This is a genomic window from Kineothrix sp. MB12-C1, from assembly GCF_030863805.1.
In the GTDB taxonomy this organism is placed as follows: Bacteria; Bacillota; Clostridia; order Lachnospirales; family Lachnospiraceae; genus Kineothrix.
Window position 1 is genome coordinate 2,888,457 of the sequence record NZ_CP132957.1, and the last position, 26,962, is coordinate 2,915,418.

Consider the following 26,962-nt stretch of genomic DNA (forward strand, 5'->3'; position numbering starts at 1 on the left):
GTGAGGGTACTGAACAGTTACAAAATAAGTAAGTTGAGGGAATAGGGGAGAACGATGAGACAAGCAAAAGAAAATGAGGTATTCCGCATCCTGTTAGCAATAGGAATTATTCTGGTAGTTGCGGGGCATGCAGACTTCCATGTGTTTGATTTTGGAGGTTTGTTTCCTTACTATTCTTTTCATGTGGCAATATTTTTGTTTGTATCAGGATATTTTTATAATGAAGATGATGAGGCACATATTGGCAAGTACATAAAGCGTAAAGCGCTTCACTTGCTTGTGCCTTATTTTTTGTGGAATATGTTCTATGGATTCGTCGCTTTTGTTCTTCGGTTCTTCGGCTTTTTTATAGGTGGGGATGCTCACAGTTTGGTTTGCTATCGGCGGTCATGTTTGGGGATATTATAAATTTCCCGGCAGGATACTTTTCATGTTGCCCGCATTTGAGATGAGGTATTTATATAAGAAAAAGATAGAAGAAAAGGATACTCTGCCAAATGGTATTTATTTTGGGATTTTGCTTACAATACAGCTATGCATTGTCTTAACTTGTGCAGGACTGGCTTATAGTACCGTGTGGTGCGCGAGCTTTGCCAATGGACCTGTCGTACCTTATCTGACTACTATTACGGGGATAGCCTTCTGGCTTCGTATATCTAAGATTCTATCCCCATTATTTAGCCATATGAGAATATTAAGGCAGATTGGGAAGAATACATATTCAATAATGATGCATCATATTTTAGCGTTCATGCTTGTGAAAGATATAGTTTTTATTGTTTCTGTACGAACACCGTTGTGCGCAGACTTTAATAAAGAGGCATTCTTTACGGATGTTAATTATATGTATCTCATAAATGGGTTGGATGCGAGTAAGTGGATTTATTTGGCTGCCGGGCTTATCATTCCTTTATTGATAGGCAGGGTGACGGCAAGTTACGGATGGAAGGTGATCGGAGTCGGGAAGCTGCTTTTGTCAGGGGGCAGAAGGAAAGGAGCATTAAATCATTAACAAATAAGTAGGTAAATATAGACAAGCATGATAGAATGTATATATCAAATATATGGCGGTATATACATGAATAATTACAAGCCAAACGAATTATTGTAGTAAATAATGAAACTACTTCACCGGAACAAGAATTAGTAAATGATTTAATCTCTATTATTCACGTATTTAGTTGCAGAATTTATGGATTACGGAAGTACAAGAAACAGATAAAGGAGGATGCCGATATTGCTAAAGAGTTACAAGACGGAAATAAAACCAACATTGGAACAGATGCAAATCATAAATAAAACGATTGGCACTTGTCGCTTTGTCTACAATTTCTATCTTGCTCATAATAAAGAAATATATGAAAAAGAAAAGAAGTTTGTGTCTGGCATGGATTTTTCTAAATGGCTAAACAATGTGTATCTGAAAGAAAATCCTGAATATTCCTGGATAAAAGATGTAAGCAGCAAGTCTGTAAAACAAAGTATTATGAATGCAGACAGAGCCTTTAAAAGATTTTTCAAAGGACAAAGTAAATTTCCCAATTTCAAGAAAAAGGGCAAACCGGATGTAAAAATGTATTTTGTAAAAACAGATACAAAAATAATCATTCCATGCGAAAGACACCGTATTAAAATTCCTACTCTTGGATGGGTAAGAATAAAAGAAAAAGGATATATTCCTATTAATTCAAGTACACACATAATAAAAAGCGGTACTGTTTCTTGTAAAGCCGGGAGATATTATGTATCAGTATTAATAGAAGAACAAGAAAAACCTCAATCAAAATTAAACGATTTTGGTATTGGAATAGATCTTGGAGTAAAAGATTTCGCTATTACCAGTAATAGAATAACAAAGAAAAACATAAACAAATCATCAAGATTAAAGAAGCTGGAAAAACAATTAAAAAGAGCGCAGCGCTGTCTATCGAGGAAATACGAGGACTATAAAAAGCGTAAAAAGAAAGGAGAAGCTACTAGACAAAATATCCAGAAACAAATAGTCAAAGTACAAAAACTTCATCACAGAATAGATAATATTCGTGCGGATTATATCAACAAGAGTATAAATGAGATAGTAAAAACCAAACCATCTTATATCACTATTGAAGATTTAAACGTGTTAGGAATGATGAAGAATAAGCATCTTTCTAAAGCAGTTGCTTCGCAAAAGTTCTATGAATTTAGAACAAGGTTAGAAGTAAAGTGTAAAGAAATAGGAATTGAATTAAGAGTTGTAGACAGGTGGTATCCGTCAAGTAAACTTTGTCATGAGTGCGGTTGTATTAAGAGAGATTTAAAATTATCAGACAGAGAATATATTTGTGAATGTGGTTATCATGCAGACAGAGATTTTAATGCAAGTCTTAATTTAAGAGATGCAATCACTTACAAAATTGCATAATAAAAGCAAATGTAAGTATGTACGGTTGGCTAGACCGGAATTTACGACTGTGGACTATACAAGAACTTGTGAGTAGATACTGATTTGTTAGATTGAAAGCATATAGGATGAAGCGGTAAGGTTCTCGATATGGGTATATCTGTCCATATTTTGAGTAGCAGCAGGGAAGCTATGGACTTGAAACTGGAGCTTGTATTGCCCAATGATGATCTTCCCTTTAAGATGTTCATATTTGAGGGAAGAAACGGTAATTACCGTGTGACGAAGCATTGGCATGACAGCGTGGAAATCTTCCTCGTATTTGAGGGGGAGATCGATTTCTATATTAATACTTCACACTATGGACTTTCCCGCGGAATGTTCATTATTGTGAATTCCAATGAAGTACATTCTATCGATGTACCGAAGGAGAATTTCACGGTTGTATTACAGATCCCCCAAGAGGAATTCGACAAATATAAGGATGAGGAATATTTGTTATTCCGCCATACTTCCGAAGGTTATAAGGAAGAGGATGCCCAGTTTGTGCGTTTGATCCGCCGCATGTATACCGCCTATGCGGAAAAACGATACGGTTATGAACTGGAAGTGTTAAGCGATTATTATAAAATGCTGCATGTCCTTATGACAAGATATCGCGAGAGGGATGTGGATAAGGAGCGTGTGAAACAAAGCCGGCAAATAGAGAAGCTGTTTAAGATTACCTCTTATATTCAGGAGCATTTCAGAGAAGATATGACACTGGAGCATGTGGCGGAGACATTCGGGTTCTCGCCCACGTATTTGTCGAGGATATTTAAAAAATATGCAAATGTAAATTATAAAACATATGTCTTAAATGTGCGGGTGGAGCATGGATTCAAGGAACTTTTAAATACCGATATATCGGTGAATAAAATTGCCGAAAACAATGGATTTCCTGATTCCCGAAGTTTTTCCAAAGCATTTGCTGCACGCTTTGGTATCTCGCCGGATAAATATAGGAGAGAAATGAGAAAAAGGCAAGAAAGTGATATGAAATAGACAAGTTTTTGGTAGAAGAGAGCAAAAAAAGCGCCTATAATAAGAGCCATAATCATCACATTATTTATGGAAGAATAGGAGGCGTGATAAAAGGTGAAGATTCAATCAGTAATGGACGAGGCGTATAAAGCCTACGGACGGGTTTTTGATGGATTTGATGTTACGCAGTTGGTGAAGGCCATGGAAGAAACGCAGGCCCCGGCAGATGCGGTGGTATACTATCCTTCAATTGAGGAATTGGAGAAATTACCTGTAGCTCTCGATATTAAGAATAGTCTTTTTGGAGAACTTGAGATACAGGTGGGATATTGCAATGGTACGAACAATAAGCTGAATGCGGTGGAATATCATCGGAGTTCAGAGATTGGAGTCGCGGCATCCGACCTTATTTTGTTGCTCGGAAAGCAGCAGGATATCGAAGAAGATTTCTCGTATGATTCTGCTAAAATAGAGGCATTTTTCGTTCCAAAGGGAACCGTGTATGAAATGTATGCGACGACGCTTCATTATGCACCGTGCAGTGTGGAGGGCAAGCCGTTCCGCAATGTAGTGATTCTGCCGGTAGGAACTAATACAGAGGTGGAGGCATCCTTCGATATACAGCCGGAAGATAAGCTCCTTACAGCTAAGAATAAATGGCTGATCGCTCATGAAGAAGCCGGTATTGCAGGTGCAGTCAATGGCATAAAGGGTGAAAATATAGCATTGTAATAAGGTGACACAAAAATAATTTTAAAAATAAAACATTAAATATATAACATGGAGGATAAGAATATGTTTGAAAATTTACCAAAAGCGAAAATAGGTATTGTTGCAGTAAGCCGTGATTGTTTCCCGGAAAGTCTCTCCGTTGAGAGAAGAAAAGCGCTTGTAAAAGCGTATGAAGAAAAATACGGAAAAAATGATATTTATGAATGTCCTATTTGCATCGTAGAAAGCGAAATTCATATGGTTCAGGCTTTGGAAGATGTGAAAAAAGCAGGATGTAACGCTCTTGTTGTATACCTCGGCAACTTCGGACCGGAAATCTCAGAAACCTTACTCGCAAAGCATTTCGATGGCCCTGCAATGTTCGTAGCGGCAGCAGAAGAAACAGGCGATGACTTGATTGGCGGCAGAGGTGATGCTTACTGTGGTATGTTAAATGCCAGCTATAATTTAAAGCTTCGCAATATCAAAGCTTATATCCCGGAATATCCGGTAGGAACAGCAGAAGAGTGCGCAGATATGATTCGTGAGTTCGTTCCGGTTGCCAGAGCGATTGTCGGTCTGTCTGACCTGAAGATCATTAGCTTTGGACCGAGACCGCTTAACTTCCTCGCATGTAATGCACCGATTAAGCAGCTTTATAACTTAGGCGTGGAAATCGAAGAGAACTCTGAGCTCGACTTATTCGAAGCGTTCAACAAACACGCAAATGACCCTCGTATCCCAGATGTAGTGAAAGAAATGGAAGCAGAACTCGGTGAAGGCAATCAGAAGCCCGAAATCCTGCCCAAATTGGCACAGTATGAACTTACACTTCTCGATTGGGTCACAGAACATAAAGGTTATAGAAAATACGTAGCAATTGCCGGAAAATGCTGGCCTGCATTCCAGACACAGTTTGGATTCGTTCCCTGCTATGTAAACAGCCGTTTGACAGGAATGGGTATTCCGGTATCCTGTGAAGTAGATATTTATGGTGCGCTCAGCGAATACATCGGCACATGCATCAGTGAAGATGCAGTCACCCTTCTCGATATTAATAATACAGTACCTGCAGATATGTATGAAGAAGGAATCAAGGGCAAATTCGATTATACACAGCACGATACGTTCATGGGCTTCCACTGCGGAAATACAAACTCCAAGAAGTTATCATCCTGCGCAATGAAGTATCAGATGATCATGGCAAGAAACCTGCCTGAAGAAGTAACACAAGGAACATTAGAAGGGGATATCGCTCCCGGAGAAATTACATTCTATCGTTTACAGAGTACCGCAGATTCTAAGCTTCGCGCTTATATCGCACAGGGAGAGGTTCTTCCGGTAGCTACGAGATCATTCGGTTCCATCGGTATCTTCGCAATCTCTGAAATGGGACGTTTCTACCGTCACGTATTGATCGAAGGTAATTATCCTCACCACGGTGCGGTTGCTTTCGGACACTTTGGAAAGGCATTATACGAAGTATTTAAATATATCGGTGTACCTGTAGAAGAAATTGGCTATAATCAGCCTAAGGGTGTAAGATATCCTACAGAAAATCCATTTGCGTAGGTATCAGGAGTCAAAATACTGTCCATGTACGTTTTGGAAGAAGGATTGGAGGAATAAACGGTATGCTTTATATAGGTGTAGATTTGGGAACCTCCGCGGTTAAGCTCTTGCTTATGTCAGCGGATGGGAAAATAGAAAATGTGGTATCCAAAGAATATCCTCTTTTTTTCCCTCATCCCGGTTGGTCGGAACAAAATCCGCAAGACTGGTGGTCTGCGGTTGTTGAAGGACTGAAAGAACTGACTGCTGCCTGTGATAAATCACAGATAGCCGGAATCAGCTTCGGCGGTCAGATGCACGGTCTTGTCATTTTAGATGAAGAGGATGAAGTGATTCGTCCCGCTATTCTTTGGAATGATGGAAGAACGACGAAAGAGACCGACTATTTGAATCAGGTAATCGGTAAGGATAAACTTTCTAAGTACACTGCGAATATTGCATTCGCAGGATTTACTGCTCCGAAGGTTCTCTGGGTAAAGGAAAACGAGCCGGATAACTTCGCAAGAATTCATAAAATCATGCTGCCGAAAGATTACATCGCTTATAAGCTTTCGGGGACGTTCTGTACGGATGTGTCCGATGCTTCCGGCATGCTTCTTTTCGATGTAGAGAATAAATGCTGGTCGGAAGAAATGATGGAAATCTGCGGTGTGAAAAGAGAACAGCTTGCGGGTATTTATGAAAGTGCGCAGGTTGTCGGTACTTTGACGCCGGAAGTAGCAAAGGAATTATCCCTTCCGGAGACCGTAAAAGTAATAGCCGGAGCCGGAGACAATGCGGCAGCGGCGGTAGGAACGGGAACCGTTGGAGATGGTATGTGTAACATTTCCCTTGGGACCTCGGGTACTATATTCATTTCCAGCAAACAGTTCGGTGTGGATAACAACAATGGACTGCATGCGTTTGCTCACGCGGATGGCTATTATCATCTGATGGGATGTATGCTCAGCGCGGCATCATGCAATAAATGGTGGATGGATGATATTATCGGCGATAGCGATTATGCCAAAGAACAGGCTAAAATTACAAAGCTGGGAGAAAATAATGTGTATTTCCTGCCGTATCTGATGGGTGAGCGCTCTCCGCTCAATGATCCTTATGCGAGGGGAACCTTTATTGGTCTTACGATGGATACGACAAGAGCAGATATGACGCAAGCGGTACTTGAGGGAGTTGCATTCGCGATTCGTGATTCCTTAGAGGTAGCTCGTTCTCTCGGAATTAATATCGAACGTTCGAAGATCTGCGGCGGCGGAGCAAAAAGCCCGCTCTGGCGTAAGATGATCGCTAATGTGCTCAATATTAAAATAGACCGGATAGAAAGTGAAGAAGGTCCGGGATATGGCGGAGCGATGCTGGCAGCAGTAGGCTGCGGAGAATATGCTTCCGTAGAAGAAGCGGCGGCGAAGCTTGTGAAAATTATAGATACGATCGAACCGGAACCGGAACTTGCGGCGAAGTATGAAGAGAAATATCGTAAGTTTGCCAAGATATACCCCACGGTGAAGGAATTGTTCCCGCAATTATAAGATAAATTAACAGGAGTTCGGAAAGTATTAATTTCCGAACTCCTTTCTATTCCTGCCTATTCAGGCTATTTATTGTTAAAGAATGTTTCGATATCGGCCATTTGTGCCGTCATGCTTAAGAAAAGCATATCGAGAACGGTAAGGGCTGCCATGGCTTCCACTACGACGACCGCTCTTGGAACGATAACGGGATCGTGACGCCCTTTGATATTAATGGAAATATCCTCTCCGCTTTTATTCACGGTTTGCTGGCTTGCTGCAATGGAAGGAGTCGGTTTGATAGCCGCACGGAAGATAATATCGCATCCATCGCTCATTCCGCCGGTAATTCCCCCGGAATGGTTAGTAGCCTTATGAATAGAGCCTTCCGAATCCATCAAATATCGGTCATTGTTGGTGAGTCCGGTGGCCTGCGAAACTAAGAAACCATCTCCGATTTCGAAGCCCTTTACAGCGCCGATGGAGAGAATTGCTTTTCCTAAATTAGCACTTAGCTTCTCGAAGACAGGACTGCCGATACCCGCCGGCATACCTTGGATCACACATTCGATAACTCCGCCGGAGGAATTCATCTCCTTCATGCATTGTTCCAGATAATTGCCGGCTTTCTCGGCGGCATTACTATCCGGCATATAAAAAGGATTCTGCATAATGGCATCTTTGTCGAAAGCACTTTTATCGATAGAAACAGGACCGATGGAGAGGGTATAAGCCGATAGGGTAATGCCAAGCTGCTTCAGAATCTTACCGGCGATGGCTCCGGCAGCTACGCGCCCGATTGTTTCACGTCCGGAGGAGCGTCCGCCGCCCCGATAATCACGAAAACCGTATTTGATATCATAATTTAAATCCGCGTGTCCCGGACGGTAATATTGTGCAATTTCGCTGTAATCCGCGGAGTGTTGATCTTTGTTATGAACGATAAGAGAAATCGGTGTACCTGTTGTCTTCCCTTCGAAAATACCCGATAGAATTTCTACGCTGTCGGACTCTCCGCGTTTTGTCGTGTAGCGGGATTGTCCCGGCTTTCTCCTGTCCAGGTAGAGTTGAATGTCTTCCTCTGTAAGAGACAGACCGGCAGGGCAGCCATCGATGACAACTCCAAGGCCTTTGCCGTGGGATTCTCCCCAGGTGGTGATTTTAAATATATTTCCAAACGATGAACCAGACATAACATACCTCCCGTTGTGTTTTATAACAGTCCGGTGCAGTAAATGCGCAGACCTGCTGAACTGTTACTGTGTTTCTTTCATATTATGATTCCATGATACCTACGGATTGCTACGCACTTTGTGCTCTCACAATCCCAACCCTAACTTAAGTTAGGGTACAACATTCGCAATCCGCCCTATTCGGGCTGCTTCCTCATGTTTTGCGGGTCTCAAAGTCATGTTTTTTCATGCAAGCATGAAACCCATGACCTTTTGACCCTGGTATCATATTATGTCAAAATTTAAAATCTTTCAATAAAAACATACTGAGCTTATTGGAAATGTTGTAAATTGTATATCATGGCCGCAAGCGGCCATGGTATGTTTTTTGCACACTCGCTTTGCTCGGCGCAGTATAATATAGTTAAAATATTATACCTTGTCCGCTTGCGGACAAGGTATACGAAGTTGAACTTGCACTGCGTGCGAAGAATGTTATAATAGAGAACGGAGTTACAAAATATCAGGACTTGGAAAGGAGTATGGATAGAAAATGGAAGTGATAAGAAATATTACGCCGGATATTGTTTGGGTAGGGGGCAGTGATGTTCGTCTGGCGTTATTTGAAAATATGTTCCCGCTGGACAATGGGGTGAGTTATAATTCTTTTTTGATTTCAGATGAAAAAACAGCAGTGATCGATACAGTGGATGAGGCGGTAGGAAGACGGTTTGTCGAGAATATTAAGGCATCCTTAAATGGCCGTTCTCTGGACTATCTCATTATTAATCATATGGAGCCGGATCATTGTGCGAATATTGATGAGATATGCCGCTTATTTCCGGAAGTTAAAATCGTAGGGAATAAGAAGACATTTCAGATGATCGAGCAGTTTTATGATATCGATATTTCCGGCCGTACGCTGGAAGTAAAAGATGGAGGCAGCCTTAGCCTGGGAAAACACGAGCTGCGATTTGTTTTCACGCCTATGGTTCATTGGCCGGAGGTCATGTTCACATACGATGTACATGATAAGGTATTGTTTTCAGCGGATGCATTCGGTACCTTTGGTACATATAAGGGGAATATCTTCAGTGATGAAGCTGATTATGAGGAACTTTATCTGAAGGAAACGAGAAGATATTATGCCAATATCGTAGGGAAGTACGGTATGCAAGTACAGGCGGCGATGAAGAAAGTGGCGGATATGGATATTCAGATGATTTGTCCATTGCACGGTCCGGTTCTCCGCGGGGATGATAAGGATATGCTGTTGGATAAGTATAAGCTTTGGAGTGCTTATCTGCCGGAGGAAAAGGGTGTGATGATCGCTTACGCGTCCATGTATGGTAATACGGAGAATGCAGTACAGCTTTTGTCCAACCTTCTGGCGCAGAGCGGCGTTAAGAATATAAGGATGTATGATGTATCCAAGACACATTTTTCTGAGATAGTAGCGGATTCCTTTCGTTTCAGCCATTTAGTGTTCGCATCTCCTACCTATAATCTGAAGCTCTATGGCGGTATGGAGGCAGTGATTCGCGACTTGGCAGCTTTGAATGTACAAAATAGGACATTTAGCGTGATTGGAAATGGCTCATGGTCACCGGCAGCCGGTAAGATTATGTCAGGGATGTTGGCAGAGATGAAGAATATGACTCCTATTGGAGAGACCTTGGAGATTAAATCAGCCTTGAAAAAGGAACAATATCCTGAGCTCGAGAAGTTGGCTCTGGCCATCGCGGATTCGGTATCTAACGGATAAGGCATCAGTTCAATAAAAATGTAATAGAATGTTTCGAAAATGAGTGGGTGAAGCGGTTGGAAAACAACAATAAATCTAGAATTTATAAAATACTGTCTGAATTAAATCAGATGAAGTGGCATCTTGTGCTAAAGGGTATTTTGACGGGTGTGTTTGTTGGCCTTTTGGTAGTTCTGTATCGGCTGGGAATTGAATACGGAACGGAGGAAGCGGTAAAAATATATGCTTTTCTTAAAATGAATCCGCTTATGATTTTGCCATGGGCTTTTCTGGCCGTTGGAGCAGGATTGCTTATCGCATGGTTGATTAAGCTTGAACCTATGGCATCAGGAAGCGGGATTCCACAGGTAGAAGGACAGCTAATCTATGGATTCAGAATTAAATGGTATACAGTTCTTTTCGTTAGGTTCACTGCGGGAATGATAGCATCTGTATTCGGCCTTTCTCTCGGTAGGGAGGGCCCTTCCATACAAATAGGAGCGTCGGGCGGTCAGGCTTTGGCGAAGAAGATAACCAAAAATAAGCTGGAAGAAAACTATCTTATGACAGGAGGGGCGGCAGCCGGCTTATCCGCAGCTTTTAATGCGCCGCTTTCAGGTATTGTTTTTGCGCTTGAAGAAGTACATAGAAGTTTTTCGGGATTAGTGCTCATCGCTGCTACAGTGGCGGCGTTAACAGCCGATGTCGTATCTAAATCTTTTTTTGGACTGAAACCGGTTTTTGATTTTGCAGAGGCCCCGCCGTTACCCATTGGTCATTATGCCTGGCTTTTGCCATTGGGAATTGTTTCCGGTATCATTGGCGCATTAATGAATAAAGCCTTACTCGGCTTTCAAACGGCATATAGTAAGCTTCCTTGGTTCGTACGCCCGGTTATTGCATTGGTCATTGCATTGCCATGCGGACTTTTTCTGCCTCAGATTCTGGGCGGAGGCGCCAATTTAGTGGAATTGGCAGGAACGGCAGATAGCGGTGTGTCCATATTGCTTGGTTATCTTGTAGTAAAGTTATTATTTACGTGCATATGCTTCGGCAGTGGTGCGCCCGGCGGAATATTTATGCCGATTTTGTCTGTGGGCGCATTGTCAGGTGGCTTGGTCGGGTTGATTGCCATGAGTTTTGGACTTCCGTCGGTATATATACCTGAATTTGTCATATGCGGTATGGTGGGAGTGCTGTCGGGTGCGGTAAAAGCTCCCGTGACAAGTATTCTGTTGGCGACTGAGATGACAGGAGCCCTTACGCACTTGTTGCCTGTGGCGGCTTGTTCCTTTATCGCGTTATTTTTGTCTGATAGCGTGAAGGTAACTCCGATCTATGAAGCGCTGCTTCGGCGCCTTGAAAAAGCCCATGGAGAAATCATAAAAAATGATAAAGCCGGCAGCCTTGTTGAGATTCCCGTTGAAATAGGAAGTATGGTTGCGGGAAAACACATCAATGCAGTCGAGTGGCCGCGAGGGATATTAATCGTTGGTATACATAGAGGAGATATAGACATTATACCTAATGGCAATACGGAAATTAAACCTGGCGATTATCTTGTGGTTGTATCCTCTGAATGTACTTACGATACGGTAAGTGCCGGTATGAGGGGATTGTGCTATAATAATAGCTGTGAGTGATTTTTCTGAATGAATTTGATAATTTGATATTTTTAATTTGCCGTAGGATTTGGAACCTATGGCTTTTTTATGTAATAGAAAATACCTTGTTACAGTAAAGTGAAAAAGTATTTTAAGAAAAGTTTACATTTTTTGTTGCCACGTTTTGTATATTATGCTACAATATCTTTCATCGACACACAAGTGTCCGTAGTGGGTGAACAGTTAACGACGAAGGATGAAAGGTGTTTGCATGGATACAGCGAATGGATATTTTGTTGTAAAGAAGAAGGCGATTCCAGAAGTGCTGTTAAAGGTCGTAGAAGCGAAGCGCCTTTTAGAGACTGGAAAGGTGCAGAGTGTGCATGAAGCCACGGAACGGGTAGGCATCAGCAGAAGCTCTTTTTATAAATATAAGGATGATATCTTTCAGTTTCACGATAATGCACAGGGAACGACGATTACACTTACCTTTCAGATGGATGACGAACCGGGACTTTTGTCGGATGTACTGAAGGTAATTGCAGATTTTAAGGCCAATATACTTACGATTCATCAGAGTATTCCTATCAATGGGGTGGCTTCGCTAAGCATCAGCGTACAGGTGCTCCCGACGACAGAGGATGTGTCGGAGATGCTCGAATCACTCGAGAAAAAGCAGGGAGTTCATTACGTCAAAATATTGGCGAAAGAATAAAAGTCCAAAGGCGGACGGAGCGGAGGAGATCAAATGATAAATGTAGCAGTTTTGGGATATGGTACGGTAGGCAGCGGTGTGGTGGAAGTTATTGAGAAGAATAAGGAAGAGATCAGTAAAAAGGCAGGAGAAAAGCTGAATATCAAGTATATTCTCGATTTAAGGGACTTTCCGGGAGATCCTTATGAGAATAAGGTCGTACACGATGTAGATATTATTTTAAATGATCCGGAAGTAAATGTTATTTGCGAAACGATGGGCGGAATTGAACCGGCCTATACCTTTTCCAAAAGAGCACTGACAAGCGGTAAAAGTGTCTGTACCTCGAATAAAGAACTGGTGGCTAACCATGGGCCTGAATTGATCCGTCTGGCGAAGGAGAATAATTGCAACTATTTATTTGAGGCCAGTGTGGGTGGAGGTATTCCGATTATCCGTCCTATGAATTATTCGCTGACGGCAGAGAAGATCGATGCGATTACCGGTATCTTAAATGGTACGACGAACTATATTTTATCCAAGATGGCGGCAGAGGGTGCGGACTTTGAAGATGTATTAAAAGAAGCACAGGAAAAGGGGTATGCGGAGCGCAATCCGGAAGCCGATGTAGAGGGATATGATGCATGTCGTAAGATTGCAATTTTATCGTCTCTCATGACAGGGAAGAATGTCAGATATGAGGAAATATATACAGAAGGTATCACGAAAATAACCGCTACGGATTTCATATATGCCAAGGCGATGGGGCGTTCTATTAAGCTGCTCGCTCTCAGCCGGGAAACGGAAGGCGAATTCTATGCGATGGTAGCTCCGTTTATGATTTCTGTAGATCATCCGTTATATAGTGTAAATGATGTGTTCAATGCGGTATTCGTACATGGAAATATGCTGGGAGATTCTATGTATTATGGCAGAGGCGCCGGAAAGCTTCCTACAGCCAGTGCGGTAGTATCCGATGTAGTGGATTGTGCGAGACATGTGGGCAGAACGATTATGTGCTTCTGGGATACGGAGAGCATAGAATTCACCGATATCGATCAGGTTAAGCATCGCTTCTTCGTCCGTACAAAAGCAGAGTTTGAAGGAAAAGCGCTTGAAGTGTTCTCATCCATGGAAGTGGTGGAAGCGGATGTGGCAGGGGAATATGCTTTTGTTACCGATGAAATGACAGAAGGAGAATTCAAGGAGAAAGCGCAGCAGTTAGGTTGTGTATTGAATCGAATTCGTATTGAACGTTAGAATAATTTAAGTAACTATTCAGCAGGTCTGCGCATTTACTGCGCTGATCGTAAGAATACATGGGAAAGCAATCTTTGCTTTTGTAATTGTGAAGGTACTGAACAGTTACCAAGAAAAGAGGAAGCGGGATATGAAATATATTATCGTACTAGGCGATGGTATGGCGGATGAACCGATAGAGGCATTAGGGAATGAGACACCCCTTGCTCACGCTAAGACACCTGTTATGGATAGCCTCAGCAAGCGGTCAGAAATAGGAATGGTGCATACAATACCAGAGGGAATGAGTCCGGGTTCCGATACAGCTAATCTATCTGTGTTAGGTTATGATCCGCAAGTGTATTACTCAGGACGTTCGCCGCTGGAAGCTCTTAGTATCGGCGTGCCTATGAAGGATACGGATATCGCCCTTCGCTGTAATATTGTGACGATATCGGAAGAGGATGTTCCCTTTGAAGAACGGACGATTATCGACCATAGTTCCAGTGAGATCAGTACACAAGACTGTGCGGTCTTATTGGAAGCAGTAAGAAAAGAATTGGAAACAGAACCGTATCGATTCTATGTAGGAACGAGTTATCGTCATTGCCTCATCTGGGATAAAGGAGACGTGGTGGAACTAACACCCCCTCACGATGTACTGACACAAGTTATCGGGCAATATTTGCCGAAGGATAAGGCACTGCGGGATATGATGGAGAAAAGTTATGAGGTTCTTGTCAATCATCCTATCAATATAGAGAGAAAGAAGCAAGGATTGAATCCGGCTAACTGCTGTTGGTTCTGGGGAGCCGGAACGAAACCCATGCTATCTTCTTTTGAAGAAAAGACTGGGAAAAAAGGAATGATGGTCTCAGCGGTAGACTTGTTAAAAGGAATTGCGGTAGGTGCGAAGATGGGAGTCAGCGTTGTAGAGGGAGCAAACGGAGGTTTGCATACGAACTACGAAGGGAAGACACAGGCCGCACTAAAATCCATTTTAGAGGACGGATATGATTTCGTTTATATACATATCGAAGCGCCGGACGAAATGGGACATCAGGGAAGCGTGGAGCGAAAGGTTCAAGCGATTGAATATCTGGATGAGAGAGTGTTACGGCCTCTGACGAAGACATTGGATGAAGAAGGAAGCGATTACCGACTTCTTATATTGCCGGATCATCCGACGCCGATTCGCATCAGAACCCATACATCTGAGAGCGTCCCCTATCTTCTGTATGACAGTACGGCACCGCGCAGTGAGGGATGGGGTTATAACGAAGCAGAAGCGAAAAAGAGTGGTAATTATGTTGCAAAAGGGCATGAATTGATCGATTACCTTTTTAGACGATAAGAGAAAGATACGCTTTACGAAAAACATAGAACGAGGAGACAAAGAAATGAAAAAAGTAGTGAAGTTTGGCGGAAGTTCTTTAGCGAGTGCTGAGCAGTTTATGAAGGTAGGAAAGATCATCCATTCGGATAGTGAGAGAAAGTATGTGATACCTTCAGCACCCGGCAAACGCGATTCGAAGGATACGAAGGTAACGGATATGCTCTATGCCTGCTATGCGGCATCGGAAGCAGGGGCAGATTTTAAACCTCTTATCAAAGCGATACAGGCGCGCTATGATGAAATTATCGATGGGCTTAATCTGGATTTATCCTTAGATGAAGAGTTCAAGACGATTGAGAAGAACTTCAAAGAAAAAGCAGGCGATAATTATGCAGCCTCCAGAGGTGAATATTTAAATGGTATTATTATGGCTGCTTATCTCGGTTATGAATTCGTAGACGCGGCAACGGTCATTTTCTTCAATGGCAATGGTGAGTTCGACGCGGAGAAAACGAACACAGTGCTTTCAGAGCGTTTAAGTAAGATAGAAAGAGCAGTAATTCCGGGATTTTACGGAGCTTATGAGGATGGAAGCGTTAAAACTTTCTCCAGAGGCGGTTCTGATATCACAGGATCGATTGTTGCAAGAGCGGTAAAGGCATCGGCCTATGAAAATTGGACGGACGTATCAGGATTCCTAGTAGCTGATCCGAGAATTATCGATAAACCTATGGGCATCGATACGATTACTTACCGTGAGTTGAGAGAACTTTCCTATATGGGTGCTACGGTACTACACGAGGAAGCGATCTTCCCGGTAAGAAGGGAAGGAATTCCCATTAATATTCGCAATACCAATGCGCCTGAGGATGAGGGAACCTGGATTGTGGAGAGCACCTGTCAGAAATCGAAATATGTCATTACGGGAATCGCCGGTAAGAAAGGTTTCTGCGCGGTGAATATCGAAAAAGATATGATGAATGCAGAAATTGGATTTGGGAGAAAAGTTCTTCAGGCATTTGAGGACTATGGAATTTCTTTCGAACACGTACCCTCCGGTATCGATACGATGACAGTATTCGTTCATCAGGATGAATTCATCGATAAAGAACAAAAGGTAGTATCGGCAATCCATCGCATGGCGAATCCGGACATTATCGATATCGAGTCGGATTTGGCAATGATTGCAGTAGTAGGACGTGGAATGAAGTCCACTCGCGGAACTGCGGGAAGAATCTTCTCGGCGTTGGCACATGCGAATGTAAACGTGAAGATGATCGACCAGGGATCCAGTGAGCTTAATATTATCATTGGCGTTTCCGATGATGATTTTGAGAGTGCGATTCGGGCGATTTACAATATTTTTGTGGAAGTTCAGTTGTAATAAGAGGGGGACGAAAACCAGCAGGTCCCGTGCATAAAATAATACCCCGCACACCGGAAAAAGACAAAATAAAGGGTGTCCGTATAAGTCAGACTTTGCAAGTCTGTCTTCTGTACGGACACTTTTTTATTTTGTCTTTTTAACGGTGCACTGTGGGTATTGTTTTATGCCTGTGACCTGTTGGTTTTCTGATTGTGAAAAAGGAAGAACCCTAGGTGTGGCTGGTTGGTATATATTCGTGGGACAGGAGGCTGTAGATGGAGGCGTCCACGATGCCTTGGTTACTGAAGTCGGCTTGGCGCAAGGTTCCTTCGTATGTTAGACCGCATTTTAGCATAACTTTACCGGAGTTAGGATTATTGGGGTCGTGTTGGGACTCGATGCGGTTTACTTTTATGTCGTTGAAAAGGAAAGGAATGATCCCTGTGAAGGCCTCGCTCACGATACCCTGATGCCACCATTTGCTTCCAATGCAGTAACATATCCATCCTTTTAAAATTTCTTCACTCGTCTTGACAGATTTATGCGTAGGCCATCTTAGAAATTTCGTAACTTTTTCATCGCTCGTCCAATTCCGAAAGGCGGCTTCAATATCCGCTTCTTCAAACCTACGGAGCAATAACCTATCCGTCTCAATCATAACTGTTCCCTTATGCTCCATCAACCTTCCCCCCTAATAAAAAATTATTATCCATTATATTAAAAAGCATTATAGCACACCAATCCATGAATACAAGGCAAAAATAAAAATTTCTCCGTATTCCAATCCGTTCATCATCCTCCCATACATAAACGCACCAGTGCAGTCGCGCCCTTCCTACCGCAGCCATAATACAGCCGCCCATCGAAGCAACAGAAATACCCACAGTGCACCGTTAAAAAAACAAAATAAAGAAGAGTGTCCGCAAAGAAGACAGACTTGCAAAGTCTGACTTCCGCGGACACCCTTCATTTTGTCTTTTTTCCGGTGTGCGGGGTACTTCTGTTGCTACGACGGGCAGCGTCCCATGGCGGCAACTACTTCTGTTGCTACGACGGGCAGCGTCCCATGGCGGCAACTACTTCTGTTGCTACGACGGGCAGCGTCCCATGTCCAACACTATTCCATCAAATACTCCAGGAACAAATGTCCTTTTTCCTTCTGTCCCGAGGAAAAAACAAAACCAAAAATCGGTGATTCCTCAAATCCTTCATAACAATGCCATTCCTTCAGTTTGGCGGAATCGGTAAGATAGATTCCGACAGGCATCGGGTCAGCCATAGTGGAAGGGTCGGAGTGGTCGATGCTTTCATCGACAATGACAGGCATACCTTCTTCATCGTATACAAGCTCTTTCTCAACACCTATAAGGGCGGCATCGATATAATAGAAGTAAGGCTCGTACTTTTCGTATTCTGCCGTACTTAATTCCTCTCTCAAATCGACAAACATCATGCCGGAAGAGAAGTTAGCAAAGGGAGCATTGTCACTTACCATAACATCAATACCTTCAGTTTGTGACATAGCCGTAATTTTCTGAGAGACTGCCATATCCATCTGTGACATAGATTCATAAGAAAGAGTGGAAGAAGTATCAATCACACAGTCGTAAACGTTCAAATCAATATCTGCATATTCCGCAAAGTCATTTTGGAACATTTCCTGATACTCATGGCCGTAGGAGTTAAGCATAATGGCAGAGAAGGCCTGCTCTTTGGCATTTAGAGCATCGCGGATAAAGATGCTGCCAACGATAACTACCAGAATAGTAACAATGGTATGCACTTTATAATAATCCCAGAAATAACTTAATTTTTCCCGAAAAGTCCTATCCTTCAATTTCTTCTGCTGTTCCCTGATCTCCTCATGAATATTTTCATGCTTAGACATAATACAATCCTCATTTCTTCGTATTTCAGTATTTATAAATAAATTACTGACTTTTTAATGATAGCCTTTCATAAAAGGAGTGTCAATGTGACTTAGATAATATTATTATGAAAAAAGAATAAATAATTTCTAAAAGGAAAACGGGGAGCTCAAACATACATTTTTATTGTGGCATGAATGGGGTGATGCTATAATTTGTTAAAAGAAGGAATGATACGATGTAACTATAACTTTAAGAGAGAACAAATAAAAATATGAGGGGAATAAATAATATGATTATGGTACTAATGAATTGGTTTTATATTACCTGCATCATTTATTTGGCGGGAAGCGCTTGTATGAATCTATTGATAAAGGCGTTTGGGTCGAAAAAGGAACCGAATCTGTTTTCTGTTCTGTTTACCGGAATTACAGTAACCACGCTTTATGCCCAGATTTTCAGCGTGTTCTCAGGTGTGAATATGTGGGCAAATATCCTGCCGATAATCTTTTGCCTGCTCTATCTTCTGCTTGCCAAAAGAAGTCTGGCAGAAAGAATAAGAGTGTTTGGAATTAAGACAATGGAATGTTTGGAACGGCGTGGAAAAGTATTTCTGTCGGTACTCGTCATAGGCGGGGTAATGATTGCCGCATTACTATCGGCAGGGCAGACCAAAATGTTAGACACCGGCTGGTATCATGCACAGACAATCAGATGGATTGAAGAGTATGGGAGTGTGAAAGGGGTGGCTAATCTCTTCATTCCTCTTGGGTTTAATAGTGCGCAACATTATTTCGATGCATTGTTTAGTATGAGGTTTATCTTTGGACAATCTATGCATGCGACCGGGGGCTACTTTGCTTGTCTGCTTATGCTCCATAGTCTCTGCCGGCTTGCAGGATGGAAGAAACATAGGTATCATACTGCAGATGCTCTTGCGATTGCCGAAATGGTGTATGCGATTATTATAACTGCTTTTTATGCAGATCCTTATACTGATACACTGCCAAATTGTTTAGTGCTCTTTATTTTTGCTGAATGGATTGGACTTTTGGAAGAGCAAAGAGAGCATGGTCAAAAACCCGGAAAAGAGGATATATTTTCTTATGGTTTTTTATGTTTACTAGGTGTTTATGCAACCGTAATAAAAACTTCGGTTGTATTTGTCATGTTATTGACTCTGTATCCTGCCTATCTGCTTATTAAAGAGAAAGAATGGAAGAAAATTGCGGGCTATCTTATAACAGGCATTGCAATAATAGTTCCTTTTTTTCTTACTAATATTCGAACTTCCGGTTACTTGGTCTTTTTAGCGGGTAAAATAGATTTATTTCCGGTGAAATGGAAGGTCGAAAAAGATATTCTCATACATGCGGTAGATAGTATGATCTATGATGTGCGAAATATTGATGCACCTATGGGAGAAGTAATAGGCGATGGAATCGCATGGATTCCAAGATGGTTTTTAAATGGGTCTATCAGTCATCAGATTTTATATATCGGTGTGTTAATACTTATTATGTTTGATCTGTTTTATTTGTTCATAAGATTGATAAAGAGAAGTAAAATTGATATTTGTATGCTCCTCACAAGGTTCACAGTTTATCTTGGACTAATATATTGGTTGTTCACCTTGCCGCAGGTAAGGTATTGTTGGGCTTTTTTACTGTTTGTCTTAGCGGTAATTCCGGTATGGTATGTGGAAGAAATCGGAGGAGGAAAACTAAAGAGCGCGGGGATCATGATAAAGGGAGCCGTAATTTTATCATCCGTCATTCTGGGGATGTTCACAGGGTTTTATGGTTTACGTACCTTGGGCTATCTGAAACAGAATGTTCCTTTTTATTTGATTCGGCAGGCAGATTATGAAAAATATGAAATGGTACCGGTAGAAAAAGACGGAATCACTTTTTACATACGGGAAGAAGGCGGAGCTATCGTGTGCGGATATTATGTCTTTCCTTACTTGAACGATGAAAGTATGCTGGAAGATATTGTAGTGGGTGACGAGTTGAGAGATGGCTTTTATCTATCGGATGAATAATAAGTGTGCAAATTGATGAAATATATTGATTGAGAAGTCTTATGACACCCGAAGCTTATCATTATATGAAGCTGTGGATAAAAATATGGAAATTCAAGAAGTACATCCCTTGAAACTTTATAGTTTTTGTAATATGATTAAAGTCAAAAGAATTATATTTTTCCAAATGAGGATAAGTATTACACATGAGGTATCTAAGTTCAGGAAGAAATATGGTTATAAAGGTAACAGTTCAGACAGGTCTGCGCATTTGCTGCGCTGACCGTAAGAAAACGTAAATGCTGCTGGCAAAAATCCCATCGCCGTAGGCGATTCTCATGGATTTTTGCATGTAACAGTGAAGGTATCTGAACTGTTTACTATAAATGAACAATATATGAGTTCATGAACAGCTCATAATATATGAAGAGGATGGTAATAATATGATTAGTGAAACATATGTGGAATGTCTTGTGAAGAAAAAGGCCGGTACGGCTATGATACTTCTTAAAACTGTGTCGATTATGCTTGCGGTTGTTTTTCTATTGGCAGGGCTTGTTCTTTGGCCTGCACTCATTATCGGTGCATTAGTAGGCGTGGCTGCTTACTTCATTTATTTGAATTCGGATTTGGAATATGAATATCTGTATTTGGATAAAGAAATTACCGTGGACAAGGTAATGGCTAAGACCCGTAGAAAGAGAGTTGCCAAATATGATGTACAACGCCTGGAGATTTTTGCACCTATGAATTCCTATCATCTTGGCGATTATAAGAATCGTACGGTGAAGACCTACGATTATAGTTCCGGTGAAGTGAAGCAGCCGGAACAAAGATATGTGATGTACTATGAAGGGGGACAGAAAATTATTTTAGAGCCGAGCGCAGAGATGGTAAAAGCGCTTAAAAATGTCGCACCGAGAAAAATATTTACCGATTGACATAATGATGTAAGTTTGATAAACTTTTTCAAACTTACATCATTCATTATATAGATAACGAACAGGAGGAAGAAAGATGGGTCAGATCATTGGAGAAGGAATTACGTTTGATGACGTTCTGCTTGTGCCGAGTTATTCTCAAGTAATTCCCAATCAAATCGACTTAACAACATGGCTTACAAAAAAAATTAGACTTAACATTCCGATGATGAGTGCTGGAATGGATACGGTTACTGAGCATCGCATGGCAATTGCCATGGCAAGACAGGGTGGTATCGGTATTATTCACAAAAACATGTCCATCGAAGAACAGGCAGAAGAAGTAGATAAGGTAAAGCGTTCTGAGAACGGCGTTATCACGGATCCTTTTTCATTAACTCCAGATCATACATTGGCAGATGCAGATGCATTGATGGCCAAGTTCAGAATATCGGGTGTGCCGATTACCGAAGGAAAACGGTTAGTAGGTATCATCACGAATCGTGACTTAAAATTCGAAACAGATTTCACAAAGAAAATTAAAGAATCTATGACTTCTCAAGAGTTGATCACAGCACGGGAAGGCATAACGTTAGAAGAAGCGAAGCAGATTCTTGCAAAAGCGAGAAAAGAAAAGCTTCCTATTGTAGATGATAATTATAATTTAGTCGGTCTTATTACAATAAAGGATATTGAAAAAACGATTAAATATCCACTTTCTGCCAAAGATGAGCAGGGAAGGCTCTTATGTGGTGCGGGTGTAGGAATTACTGCTAATGTGTTGGATCGTGTCGGTGCCCTTGCGGATGCAAAGGTAGACGTTATCGTTCTTGATTCCGCCCATGGACATTCCGAGAATGTACTTCATAGCTTACGAATGATCAAAGAAAAGTATCCCGAACTGCAGGTTATTGCCGGTAACGTAGCAACAGGAGAGGGTACGAGAGCACTGATTGAAGCTGGAGCGGATGGCGTGAAGGTCGGTATCGGCCCCGGTTCTATCTGTACGACCCGAGTGGTGGCAGGTATCGGCGTACCCCAGATTACAGCGATCATGGATTCCTATGCGGTGGCAAGAGAGTATGGCATTCCGATTATTGCGGATGGCGGTATCAAATACTCGGGAGATATGACAAAAGCGATTGCAGCGGGTGGTAGTGTCTGTATGATGGGAAGTATTTTTGCAGGTTGTGATGAGAGTCCCGGAACTTTTGAATTGTTCCAGGGAAGAAAATATAAGGTATATCGCGGCATGGGCTCCATTGCGGCTATGGAAAATGGAAGCAAAGACCGTTATTTCCAGGCGGATGCCAAGAAGCTTGTTCCGGAAGGAGTAGAGGGAAGGGTTGCTTATAAAGGGACAGTGGAAGATACGGTATTCCAATTGTTGGGCGGTCTTCGTTCCGGTATGGGATATTGTGGAGCTCCCGGTATAGAAGATTTGAGACAGAACGGAAGATTTATTAAAATTTCTGCGGCATCATTAAAGGAAAGCCATCCACACGATATTCACATTACGAAAGAAGCACCCAATTATAGCGTGAACGAATAGAGGAGAGAACGTATAAGGGTTTGGGAGGTAACATGTGCAGAACCTAATGGATAAGGCTGCCTTGAAAAAGTGGCAGGACAAGTTTTGCGATGCAACGAATGTATATGCTTATTGCCTTGACGCAGACGGTAAACCGCTTACAGAAATGTCCGGGAAAGATGTGGAGACGGAACAGATTAGGCAAGCAATTTCTAAAGAAATGTTCCGAAGTATTTATAAGAGGGTAACGGTGGACGGGTTGGAGGAACAGGCGGTGGAGAGGACTGCCGTTCCCAATCTGTGCCTTGCAGCTCTTTCGATTTCGCTTCGGGGTAAGGCAGTTGCAGTTTGGATAGTTTGCGGTATTTTTACGGATGCAGATGAAGAAGATGGGGAATATCAAAATCCGTCATTTGAGAACTTTTCCTATGAAGTGACGGAAAAGGAATTTTATCATGTGCTGGATTTACTAAGAGATACTGTGTATACTCTTTTGGAAAATCGCAATTTAATGCTGGATGCAGAGGCGGAATCGAGAAGAAGCCGTTATTCGGAGTATGAGATGAGCGCTTCGTTAAAGCGCAACGAGGCGATTGCTGATGTGGTGCAGCTTTTGGAAAGCGATGATGCTATTGAGACTATTATGACAGACGTACTTCGTATATTGGGAAGCTATCTCAATGTGAGCACGGCTGTCCTTTGTCGTATCCATAAGGATGGCAAGTTGATGGATATTGCAGCAGAATGGTGCAATCAAGGGGTTGTATCGAAGTTCGATAAAACGAAAGATTTACCATGTACAGAGGCGCTTAGAACGGACAAAGTAATCGTGCTTTCTTCCGATGCCATGCTGGATGAAATACAAAGGGAGAGACTGCAGATATTCGAGGCGAAGGCTTTGGTTATTATACCGTTGATCATTAATGGAGCAGTGAATCTATATGGCTGTTTTGGAGAATGTGAGAAGGACAGACAGTGGATGATTGAGGAAGTAAAGTTTCTCAACGATACGACCAAGATTCTGCAAAGTATCATCACGAAGCGTATCCAGAAGAATTCGCTGGCGAGTTCCTATGCATCACTGGAAACGATTTTGGATAATGTAGGAAGTGCCATTTATGTGAGGGATATGCAGACAGGAGAGGTACTTTTTGCGAATCGAAGCCTGCGCAATAACTTGTCAAAGGAAGTGAAGAATAAAACACTTGGTAACTTATTTGAACGAGATTTAATTGACGGGAATCGAAGAGGTAAGCAAGAGATTTACCACGAGGAGCGGGAACGCTGGTATGACCTGTACTATACTTATATCACATGGGTGGATGGAAGACCCGTTACCCTTTTTGCTATCTATGATATTACGGAGAAAAAGGTTTATCAAAAGAAGATAGAGCAGCAAGCGTACACAGATTTCCTGACAGGCCTTTACAATCGCCTTTGTTGCGAGAGGGATTTGGCAAGATATATTGATGAGGCGAAGAAGGAAGGAACGAGAGGAGCGCTGCTTTACCTCGACTTGGATGACTTTAAGCATATTAACGATGGTTTAGGGCATCAGTATGGAGATACTTTGCTTAAATCGATTTCTCATAGTTTGCAGCGTGTGGAGGAAATCGAGAATTCCTGCTACCGGGTGGGTGGGGACGAATTCATCATTATCATTCCTCCTCAGCACTATGAACGTTTCGAACAGATTATTACCGACATCAAGCAGATATTTGCTAAACCGTGGTTTCTGAAGGATGCAGACTACTATTGTACGATGAGTATGGGAATCGTGGACTTTCCCGATGAGAGGGAAAGCGTTCATGAACTCATTAAGAAAGCCGATATCTCTATGTATGAGGCTAAGAAACTGGGGAAGAATTGTACTGCTGTTTATTCTGATAAGATAGACTCATCTTCGAACAGGCGCCTCGATATGGAGAAGAGCATGCGAGATGCGGCCACATCGGGATATAAGGAGTTCGAAGTTTATTTTCAGCCGATTATCGATATTCAATTGCCGGGAACGCCATGTACGGGAGCAGAAGCGCTGATTCGATGGAACAGCGCGGAGCTGGGCTTCGTTACGCCGGCTGAGTTCATCCCTCTTGCGGAATATCTGGGGCTTATTAATCCCATTGGCAATCATGTGTTGAAAGAAGCTTGTATTTACTGCAAGCAATGGAACGATAACGGTTATCCCAATTATAAGGTGAATGTAAACTTGTCAGTGGTACAGCTTCTGCAGGCTGATATTGTGGATATTGTGTCCCACACATTGAAAAGTACCGGAATTAATCCGAGAAATTTAACGTTAGAGGTGACAGAAAGCCTTGCTATTAATGATATGGAGCGCATGAAATCGATTCTTGCTAAGATTAAGACACTCGGTGTGCGAATTGCCCTCGATGATTTTGGAACAGGTTATTCCTCCTTAAGCCATATTAGAGAGATTCCTTTCGATGTGATTAAGGTGGATCAGAGCTTTGTCAAGGATTTGGCCGGGGATGCCTATTCCCAATCATTTATTCGAATGGTGGCGGAGCTTGCAGATGCAATCGATGTGGCTATTTGTGTAGAGGGAATCGAGACGAAGGAACAGTATAAGGTATTGGAAGGAATGAAGGTACGTCTTGTACAAGGATATTATTTCGACAAGCCGATGGAAAAAGCGGAATTTGAGAAAAAGTATATAAAAGTGACTGAGTAGGAGGAGAAGTGATGAGAGCATTAATCAGTGTTTCAGACAAGACGGGGATTGTGGAATTCGCCAAGGAACTCGCAGGTATGGGGGTTCAGATTATTTCTACAGGAGGAACTTATTCCAAATTGAAGGAAGAGGGAGTGCCTGCAGTAGAGATCTCTGAAATTACCGGTTTCCCGGAATGTTTAGACGGAAGGGTGAAGACACTTCATCCGGCAGTACATGCAGGGCTTTTGGCTATGCGTTCTAATCCGGAACATATGAAGCAGCTTGAGGAGCTTAAGGTGGAGACGATCGATATTGTTGTAGTGAATCTTTATCCTTTTAAGGCGACGATATTAAAGGATGGAGTAACGAGGGCGGAAGCGGTAGAAAATATCGATATCGGTGGGCCTACTATGCTTCGGAGCGCAGCTAAGAATTATCAGGATGTAGCAGTAATCACCGATCCCGACGATTATGGAGCAGTGCTTTTAGAACTGAAGGAAAATGGACAGGTATCTCTTGATACGAAGTTCCGTTTAATGCAAAAAGTGTTTATGCATACGTCCAATTATGACACGATGATTGCCGATTATCTGAAAAAGGAGAGGAATGATCATGAATTCCCGGATACACTCACTATGACCTTTGAAAAGGTACAGGAGATGCGCTATGGAGAAAATCCTCACCAGAAAGCAGCTTTTTATCGTGAGATCGGTAAAAAGAAAGGTTCTCTTGTGGATGCAAAGCAATATAACGGGAAGGAGCTTTCCTTTAATAATATTAACGATACCAATGGGGCTCTTGAACTTTTAAAGGAATTCACAGAACCTACTGTAGTGGGCTGTAAGCATGGTAACCCTTGCGGAGTGTCAAGCCGGGACAATATTTATGATGCTTGGGTCGCTGCTTATCATTCGGATAAGACCTCCATTTACGGAGGCATTGTTGTATGTAACAGAGAAGTGACGAAGAAGATGGCAGAAGAAATGAACGGGATTTTTCTGGAGGTAGTAGTAGCTCCCTCTTACGAAAAGGAAGCGCTTGAAGTACTCTGTTCCAAGAAAAATATAAGGGTGTTGGAATTGGAAGACATCGAAGTGCCTCAGAATGCGAATGCGTACGATATGAAGAAGGTGAATGGAGGCCTTATCATTCAGACGATCGACTCCGAGCTTTACAGAGAAGAAGACTTTAAAGTTGTGACAAAGACACAGCCGACGGAAAGCCAGTTAGAAGATATGAAGTTTGGAATGAAGGTAGTGAAGTTTGTAAAATCCAATGGTATTGCAGTAGTGAAGGATAAGCAGAGCATTGGCATTGGGCCGGGTCAGGTGAATCGTATATGGCCGACTAAGCAGAGCATCGAGCATGCAGAGGAGCTGATCGGGCCGGAAGCGACGAAGGGAGCAGTTTTAGCTTCCGATGCGTTCTTTCCCTTTGATGATATTGTAGAGGCTGCCTACCAGGCTGGCATTACAGCGATCATTCAGCCGGGCGGTGCGATGAGGGATCAACTGTCCATCGACAAATGTGATGAATATGGAATTGCCATGGTATTTACGGGCATGAGACACTTCAAACATTAAATATAACT

21 protein-coding genes and 1 pseudogene are annotated in these 26,962 nt (G+C 42.2%); 19 read left to right on the forward strand and 3 right to left on the reverse strand.

Annotated features, from left to right (window positions below):
• The first annotated feature begins 54 nt into the window (after positions 1–54).
• The 8 genes and pseudogenes from RBB56_RS13235 (at position 55) to xylB (ending at position 7,218) form a co-directional block, all read left to right on the forward strand.
• Positions 55–408 (forward strand): acyltransferase family protein, encoded by a 354-nt coding sequence (locus RBB56_RS13235; RefSeq protein WP_306719442.1) that lies wholly within the window; start codon positions 55–57, stop codon positions 406–408.
• Positions 359–1,012 (forward strand): hypothetical protein, encoded by a 654-nt coding sequence (locus RBB56_RS13240; RefSeq protein ID WP_306719443.1) that lies wholly within the window; start codon positions 359–361, stop codon positions 1,010–1,012. Before RBB56_RS13235 ends, RBB56_RS13240 begins: the two co-directional genes overlap by 50 nt.
• Before the next feature lie 89 nt (positions 1,013–1,101).
• Positions 1,102–1,299, forward strand: a pseudogene (locus tag RBB56_RS13245) (IS607 family transposase); the annotation flags it as partial.
• Complete coding sequence (locus RBB56_RS13250) at positions 1,229–2,404, forward strand: RNA-guided endonuclease InsQ/TnpB family protein (protein WP_306719444.1); 1,176 nt, start codon at positions 1,229–1,231, stop codon at positions 2,402–2,404. The pseudogene RBB56_RS13245 and the gene RBB56_RS13250, both read left to right, overlap by 71 nt.
• Before the next feature lie 171 nt (positions 2,405–2,575).
• Positions 2,576–3,427, forward strand: coding sequence for an AraC family transcriptional regulator (locus RBB56_RS13255; protein ID WP_306719445.1), 852 nt, complete (start codon positions 2,576–2,578; stop codon positions 3,425–3,427).
• A gap of 93 nt (positions 3,428–3,520) precedes the next feature.
• Positions 3,521–4,138, forward strand: coding sequence for a DUF4867 family protein (locus RBB56_RS13260; RefSeq protein WP_306719446.1), 618 nt, complete (start codon positions 3,521–3,523; stop codon positions 4,136–4,138).
• A gap of 63 nt (positions 4,139–4,201) precedes the next feature.
• A complete protein-coding gene (locus RBB56_RS13265; RefSeq protein WP_306719447.1) occupies positions 4,202–5,689 on the forward strand; it encodes an L-fucose/L-arabinose isomerase family protein in 1,488 nt (495 codons plus the stop codon).
• A gap of 62 nt (positions 5,690–5,751) precedes the next feature.
• On the forward strand, positions 5,752–7,218 hold the full coding sequence (xylB, locus tag RBB56_RS13270) for a xylulokinase (protein WP_306719448.1): 1,467 nt from the start codon (positions 5,752–5,754) through the stop codon (positions 7,216–7,218).
• A gap of 65 nt (positions 7,219–7,283) precedes the next feature.
• Here the strand turns inward: xylB and aroC are convergent, their stop codons facing one another.
• The gene (aroC, locus tag RBB56_RS13275; RefSeq protein ID WP_306719449.1) at positions 7,284–8,390 is read right to left on the reverse strand and encodes a chorismate synthase; all 1,107 of its coding nucleotides are present in this window, start codon (positions 8,388–8,390) and stop codon (positions 7,284–7,286) included.
• A 532-nt stretch (positions 8,391–8,922) separates the two neighbouring features.
• On the opposite strand from aroC, the gene RBB56_RS13280 reads away from it, so the two are divergent.
• From RBB56_RS13280 to RBB56_RS13305, 6 genes are all read left to right on the forward strand, one after another.
• The gene (locus tag RBB56_RS13280; RefSeq protein WP_306719450.1) at positions 8,923–10,134 is read left to right on the forward strand and encodes an FprA family A-type flavoprotein; all 1,212 of its coding nucleotides are present in this window, start codon (positions 8,923–8,925) and stop codon (positions 10,132–10,134) included.
• Positions 10,135–10,181: 47 nt separating this feature from the next.
• On the forward strand, positions 10,182–11,756 hold the full coding sequence (locus RBB56_RS13285) for a ClC family H(+)/Cl(-) exchange transporter (protein WP_306719451.1): 1,575 nt from the start codon (positions 10,182–10,184) through the stop codon (positions 11,754–11,756).
• A 232-nt stretch (positions 11,757–11,988) separates the two neighbouring features.
• Positions 11,989–12,432, forward strand: a complete 444-nt coding sequence (locus RBB56_RS13290; RefSeq protein WP_306719452.1) for an ACT domain-containing protein — start codon at positions 11,989–11,991, stop codon at positions 12,430–12,432.
• Positions 12,433–12,465: 33 nt separating this feature from the next.
• Positions 12,466–13,671, forward strand: coding sequence for a homoserine dehydrogenase (locus tag RBB56_RS13295; RefSeq protein WP_306719453.1), 1,206 nt, complete (start codon positions 12,466–12,468; stop codon positions 13,669–13,671).
• A gap of 130 nt (positions 13,672–13,801) precedes the next feature.
• Positions 13,802–15,004, forward strand: coding sequence for a cofactor-independent phosphoglycerate mutase (locus tag RBB56_RS13300; RefSeq protein WP_306719454.1), 1,203 nt, complete (start codon positions 13,802–13,804; stop codon positions 15,002–15,004).
• 46 nt (positions 15,005–15,050) lie between these two features.
• A complete protein-coding gene (locus RBB56_RS13305; RefSeq protein ID WP_306719455.1) occupies positions 15,051–16,370 on the forward strand; it encodes an aspartate kinase in 1,320 nt (439 codons plus the stop codon).
• Between the two features lie 211 nt (positions 16,371–16,581).
• On the opposite strand, the gene RBB56_RS13310 is transcribed toward RBB56_RS13305, so the two are convergent.
• Positions 16,582–17,031: a GNAT family N-acetyltransferase gene (locus RBB56_RS13310; protein WP_306719456.1), complete on the reverse strand. Its 450-nt coding sequence runs from the start codon at positions 17,029–17,031 to the stop codon at positions 16,582–16,584.
• Positions 17,032–17,469: 438 nt separating this feature from the next.
• Positions 17,470–18,240: a hypothetical protein gene (locus tag RBB56_RS13315; protein WP_306719457.1), complete on the reverse strand. Its 771-nt coding sequence runs from the start codon at positions 18,238–18,240 to the stop codon at positions 17,470–17,472.
• Positions 18,241–18,512: 272 nt separating this feature from the next.
• On the opposite strand from RBB56_RS13315, the gene RBB56_RS13320 reads away from it, so the two are divergent.
• The 5 genes from RBB56_RS13320 to purH all read left to right on the forward strand — a co-directional run bounded on the left by RBB56_RS13320 (position 18,513) and on the right by purH (position 26,954).
• Complete coding sequence (locus tag RBB56_RS13320; protein WP_306719458.1) at positions 18,513–20,264, forward strand: LIC_10190 family membrane protein; 1,752 nt, start codon at positions 18,513–18,515, stop codon at positions 20,262–20,264.
• Positions 20,265–20,686: 422 nt separating this feature from the next.
• The gene (locus RBB56_RS13325; protein ID WP_306719459.1) at positions 20,687–21,184 is read left to right on the forward strand and encodes a DUF6106 family protein; all 498 of its coding nucleotides are present in this window, start codon (positions 20,687–20,689) and stop codon (positions 21,182–21,184) included.
• 76 nt (positions 21,185–21,260) lie between these two features.
• Positions 21,261–22,715 (forward strand): IMP dehydrogenase, encoded by a 1,455-nt coding sequence (gene guaB, locus RBB56_RS13330; protein ID WP_306719460.1) that lies wholly within the window; start codon positions 21,261–21,263, stop codon positions 22,713–22,715.
• Between the two features lie 34 nt (positions 22,716–22,749).
• On the forward strand, positions 22,750–25,389 hold the full coding sequence (locus RBB56_RS13335) for a sensor domain-containing phosphodiesterase (protein ID WP_306719461.1): 2,640 nt from the start codon (positions 22,750–22,752) through the stop codon (positions 25,387–25,389).
• An 11-nt stretch (positions 25,390–25,400) separates the two neighbouring features.
• Complete coding sequence (purH, locus tag RBB56_RS13340; protein WP_306719462.1) at positions 25,401–26,954, forward strand: bifunctional phosphoribosylaminoimidazolecarboxamide formyltransferase/IMP cyclohydrolase; 1,554 nt, start codon at positions 25,401–25,403, stop codon at positions 26,952–26,954.
• Positions 26,955–26,962: the final 8 nt, after the last annotated feature.

Coding starts and splice junctions, on each gene's coding strand:
- RBB56_RS13235 (WP_306719442.1), top strand. CDS start 55: ATGAGACAAGCAAAAGAAAATGAGGTATTCCGCATCCTGTTAGCAATA.
- RBB56_RS13240 (WP_306719443.1), top strand. CDS start 359: ATGCTCACAGTTTGGTTTGCTATCGGCGGTCATGTTTGGGGATATTAT.
- RBB56_RS13250 (WP_306719444.1), top strand. CDS start 1,229: ATGCCGATATTGCTAAAGAGTTACAAGACGGAAATAAAACCAACATTG.
- RBB56_RS13255 (WP_306719445.1), top strand. CDS start 2,576: ATGGACTTGAAACTGGAGCTTGTATTGCCCAATGATGATCTTCCCTTT.
- RBB56_RS13265 (WP_306719447.1), top strand. CDS start 4,202: ATGTTTGAAAATTTACCAAAAGCGAAAATAGGTATTGTTGCAGTAAGC.
- xylB (WP_306719448.1), top strand. CDS start 5,752: ATGCTTTATATAGGTGTAGATTTGGGAACCTCCGCGGTTAAGCTCTTG.
- aroC (WP_306719449.1), bottom strand. CDS start 8,390: ATGTCTGGTTCATCGTTTGGAAATATATTTAAAATCACCACCTGGGGA.
- RBB56_RS13280 (WP_306719450.1), top strand. CDS start 8,923: ATGGAAGTGATAAGAAATATTACGCCGGATATTGTTTGGGTAGGGGGC.
- RBB56_RS13290 (WP_306719452.1), top strand. CDS start 11,989: ATGGATACAGCGAATGGATATTTTGTTGTAAAGAAGAAGGCGATTCCA.
- RBB56_RS13295 (WP_306719453.1), top strand. CDS start 12,466: ATGATAAATGTAGCAGTTTTGGGATATGGTACGGTAGGCAGCGGTGTG.
- RBB56_RS13300 (WP_306719454.1), top strand. CDS start 13,802: ATGAAATATATTATCGTACTAGGCGATGGTATGGCGGATGAACCGATA.
- RBB56_RS13305 (WP_306719455.1), top strand. CDS start 15,051: ATGAAAAAAGTAGTGAAGTTTGGCGGAAGTTCTTTAGCGAGTGCTGAG.
- RBB56_RS13310 (WP_306719456.1), bottom strand. CDS start 17,031: ATGGAGCATAAGGGAACAGTTATGATTGAGACGGATAGGTTATTGCTC.
- RBB56_RS13315 (WP_306719457.1), bottom strand. CDS start 18,240: ATGTCTAAGCATGAAAATATTCATGAGGAGATCAGGGAACAGCAGAAG.
- RBB56_RS13320 (WP_306719458.1), top strand. CDS start 18,513: ATGATTATGGTACTAATGAATTGGTTTTATATTACCTGCATCATTTAT.
- RBB56_RS13325 (WP_306719459.1), top strand. CDS start 20,687: ATGATTAGTGAAACATATGTGGAATGTCTTGTGAAGAAAAAGGCCGGT.
- guaB (WP_306719460.1), top strand. CDS start 21,261: ATGGGTCAGATCATTGGAGAAGGAATTACGTTTGATGACGTTCTGCTT.
- purH (WP_306719462.1), top strand. CDS start 25,401: ATGAGAGCATTAATCAGTGTTTCAGACAAGACGGGGATTGTGGAATTC.